The 4,020-nt window shown below is 25.5% G+C and carries 5 protein-coding genes; 4 read left to right on the top strand and 1 reads right to left on the bottom strand.

Annotated elements, in window-relative coordinates:
• The first annotated feature begins 564 nt into the window (after positions 1-564).
• From ybeY to C6B38_RS00930, 4 genes are read left to right on the top strand one after another with little or no spacing between them, the layout of a single operon-like run.
• A complete protein-coding gene (gene ybeY / locus C6B38_RS00915) occupies positions 565-1,041 on the top strand; it encodes an rRNA maturation RNase YbeY (RefSeq protein ID WP_105298307.1) in 477 nt (158 codons plus the stop codon).
• 26 nt (positions 1,042-1,067) lie between these two features.
• Positions 1,068-1,496, top strand: coding sequence for a diacylglycerol kinase family protein (locus C6B38_RS00920; RefSeq protein ID WP_105298308.1), 429 nt, complete (start codon positions 1,068-1,070; stop codon positions 1,494-1,496).
• 18 nt (positions 1,497-1,514) lie between these two features.
• Positions 1,515-1,910, top strand: coding sequence for a cytidine deaminase (cdd, locus tag C6B38_RS00925; protein WP_105298309.1), 396 nt, complete (start codon positions 1,515-1,517; stop codon positions 1,908-1,910).
• Position 1,911: 1 nt separating this feature from the next.
• Positions 1,912-2,982 (top strand): alpha/beta hydrolase, encoded by a 1,071-nt coding sequence (locus C6B38_RS00930; protein ID WP_105298310.1) that lies wholly within the window; start codon positions 1,912-1,914, stop codon positions 2,980-2,982.
• Between the two features lie 27 nt (positions 2,983-3,009).
• On the opposite strand, the gene C6B38_RS00935 is transcribed toward C6B38_RS00930, so the two are convergent.
• On the bottom strand, positions 3,010-3,795 hold the full coding sequence (locus C6B38_RS00935) for a hypothetical protein (RefSeq protein ID WP_105298311.1): 786 nt from the start codon (positions 3,793-3,795) through the stop codon (positions 3,010-3,012).
• Positions 3,796-4,020 lie beyond the last annotated feature (225 nt).

The following is a 4,020-nucleotide window of genomic DNA, read 5'->3' on the forward strand; positions in this document are numbered from 1 at the left end:
TTATCTTTATAAATAAAAAACTTTTTAAAATTAGTAATAACTTTAAAAAGTACTTTTTAGTGTGTCAAAATCCATAATTTTATAAAATTATTTATTCAATTAAAAATTATATTTTTAAAAAAGTTGATTTTTTTATAAATTTTGTTATCATTTATTCATAAGCGAAACATAATTTGTTTCTAATTACTTAATTTTATTAAAAACCTCAAAATGTGTCAAAATCCATAATTTTATAAAATTATTTATTCAATTAAAAATTATATTTTTAAAAAAGTTGATTTTTTTATAAATTTTGTTATCATTTATTCATAAGCGAAACATAATTTGTTTCTAATTACTTAATTTTATTAAAAACCTCAAAATAATATATACTACCAAATAACTATAACGCAAGTTAAAAGAGAGAATGATTATTATCTTATATTTAAATCAGCCAGAATTTATTATTAGTGTTTGATATTTATCAGCTAAAATGGAATTTGGCTCTCAAACAACATTAGATTATTTACTGAAGATAATGATTTAATTTGTTATAATAAAAAAAGAGAAGGGTCTGGTGAGGTAATGAAAGACGATTTTGTGATTTACAATGAAACAGATTTTGATATTAAACCATATCAAGATGATTTTAATGCAATTTTTCAAAAAATTAAAACTTTGTTAGCAATAATTGAACCATTAGAATTATCATTAATTATTGTTGATGCACAAGAACAACTAGAACTTAATCAAAAATATCGTCACAAAGATTATGTAGCTGATGTTATTACCTTTGCTTTAGAAGAAGAAAATAAGATTGATTTATTTGAGCTAACTGGTTTACGCAGTCTAGGTGATATTTTTATTTGTTATGAAAAAGCACTTGCTCAAGCTGCTGAATATAATCATTCTCCTCGGCGTGAATTTGCTTTTTTATTTACCCATGGGATGTTACATATTTTAGGTTATGATCATCAAACTCCAGCTGATGAAGAGAAAATGTTTAATTTACAACGAAAAGTATTAAATGATTTACAAATTAACCGAATTCCAATAAAATAAAAACAGAAAAAAGAAAGGGATACATAATGGCAAAAGAATCACCAGTCAAGAAAAAAATATTTTTTAAATTACGGAATAAATTTTCAAATGCTTTTCGTGGAATTTATACAGCAATTAAAGAAGAATCAAGTTTAATTATTCATTTTATTGTGTCGTTTGTTGTTATTGGGTTAGGAATTTGGTTACAAAAAATGGTTCCTAACCAGTTTGGTTATGTTCAATGAGCAATTTTATTATTAACCATTGGAATTGTAATTAGTTTTGAGTTAATTAATACAATGGTTGAAAATTTTGTTGATTTATTATCATTTGAATATAATATTAAAGCAAAAAAAATTAAAGATATCTGTGCCGCAGCAACATTAATTAATTCTATTTTGGCAATTGCAATTGGATTATTAATAATGTTACCACCGTTGGTCGATGTTATTAAATTATATTTACACATTAGTTAAAAAAGGGGAGTTACTGAAATGCCAACTTATTTTGAAAAACTAAAATTATTAAGCAAAAGAGCTTATGCACTATATTCGAATTTTCGCGTTAGTGCAATTTGTTTATTAAAAGATGGAGTAGAAGTTATCGGTGTTAATGTTGAAAATGCAGCATATGCTGCTACAATTTGTGCAGAACGGACAGCTTTGGCACAGGTTTATGCATTAGGTTATCGTAAAACAGATATTGTGAAATTTTACTTATACACAGATAGTAAACAGGCAGGTTCTCCTTGTGGAATATGTCGGCAATTTTTATGAGAATTAGTTGATCATCGCATTCCAATTGAAATTTATAATCAAAAAGGTGAATCATATGTTTTAACAATTAAAGATTTACTACCATATGGTTTTACCAAGGAGGATTTACAATAATATGGTCAAAAAACATAAAGATGAGGAAAACTTTGAGCAAGATTTAGTTACTGACCATAGTTATCGGATTGTTCCTGATGAACATTTGCGAGAATATATGCATAATAATGCTCTTTATATTAAAATCTTTTATGCTTTTCATGACAAACGGTTTTTATTAACTCATCATAATTGGTGAAAAAAAACTGATAATGATTTAGAAGCATATTGTAAAAAGTATATTCTAGATTTAACCAAACGTTTGCATCTTGATACAATGGCCTTAACTTCCGATGAATTAGCCCAAAAATGGGATATTCAAGAGCACGACATTCCTGGTTATGAAGATGTAATGTTAAAGGGCGTTTCAATTCGGTCATGGGTAAAAAACGACAACAATAAAAAATGAGTTGTTGTTGTTCATGGGTTAAATTCACATAAATTTCGGGCAATCTTTTTTGGTTTAATTTATCTTCGGTTAGGTTATAATATTCTTGTTTTTGACCAACGAAATCATGGCGAATCAACTACTAAAATGACAACAATGAGCTATTATGAAAAATATGATTTAGCAGCAGCAGTTCATTTTTTACAAACTAAAATTGACCCAAAATTAAAGGAACTTAATTTCCATGGTTGGTCAATGGGAACCTTTATCATTATGGAATATTTAAAATTTGCATTTAATAAAAATAAATTAATTAATAGTGCTGTCTTAGATTCAACAATTATTAATTTAAATGTTTTATATCGTTATTATATGTTAAAAACAAAAGTTAATTATTATGAACATTATTATGCAATTCGTCGTTACGCAATTGAAACACGTGGTTATGATCCAGAACAAATTAATCCTGGTGAAAACTTGGAAATATTAGCAAAATTACCAGTATTATATATTTTAAATAAAAAAGATCATGCAACACCATATATAATGGGGCGGGTGGCTTATCAAAATAAACGTAAGTATGAAAAACAAAAAATTAGTCGCCGTATTGTTTTTGATTGTGATCATGTTCGTGGAATATACCATAATCCAACTGAATATGTAACAGCAATAATAAATTTTATTACAACCGCAAAACGAAAATAGTGATAAATAAAGTTATTTATCACTATTTTATTTCTTTTTGTTTTTAGTTTGATTTTTATTAAAAACACGGTACATGCCATTATTGAGGCTATGTAAACTAATGTGAAAAATAGTAAAAACAACAATAAAGATAAAAGCAATAAAACATGCTGCTTGTGCTCTTGACAAGCCTGAAATAATTGGATGATCAATGTCTAAAAATGGATAAGGATATGCTCAAGTAATATTTCCATCTCGGTTTCAAGCAGCAGCTCGCACAATAACATACATTAGATAAAAAAATGGATAACTTAAACTAATTCATCAATCTTTTTGCAAAAATTCTTTTTTTCAGCTAAGGTGATGATCACCAAATGACAAGAAAGTATAACCAAAAAAGAGAATTGACATAATAAAATGAGTAACAACAGTACAACTAATTTGTGCTTTACTATATTCAGCAATTGTTACTTGTCCATTTTTATAACCAATAATAATTCCAATTCAAAAAATAAAAAACATTAATAAATTTCAGTTTAAAATACTTAATTTAGCATTAGTTGAAAAAAACCAACTTTTTTGTTCACGATGATGATTAAAAATTGCTAATATTAACCAAGTAATAGTTATGATATTAACTTGAACAGAATAAAAACTCAATAAAATATCATAATTTTGCAAACTAGTAAACTTTGTTCCTTTTACATATCAAAATTCTTTAAAAATATCCATGTAAAATCCATAAGTTAAAAAGCCAAAAGCTAAACTGGCAATTATTACTTTATAATATCAGAGATAATCTTTGTATCAAATCCGATAATTTCATCGTTTCATAGTACCTCCTTGGTATATTTTACATACTATCATAAAAATTGTTTGGCTGTATAAATTATTTTGGGGTATTTACTATATTTTAAGAAATTATGGAATAAATAATCCACATAGTTAAATTAAATATACCATGTTTAATTTTATTGTCAACAAATTTTTATATTTTTTTAAATTTAATCACAACAAAAAATGCATTTTTATTAAAATTATTTAATTTAAAAATAAAAT

The organism is Spiroplasma sp. ChiS, from assembly GCF_002968355.1.
Classification (GTDB): Bacteria; Bacillota_I; Bacilli_A; order Mycoplasmatales; family Mycoplasmataceae; genus Spiroplasma; species Spiroplasma citri.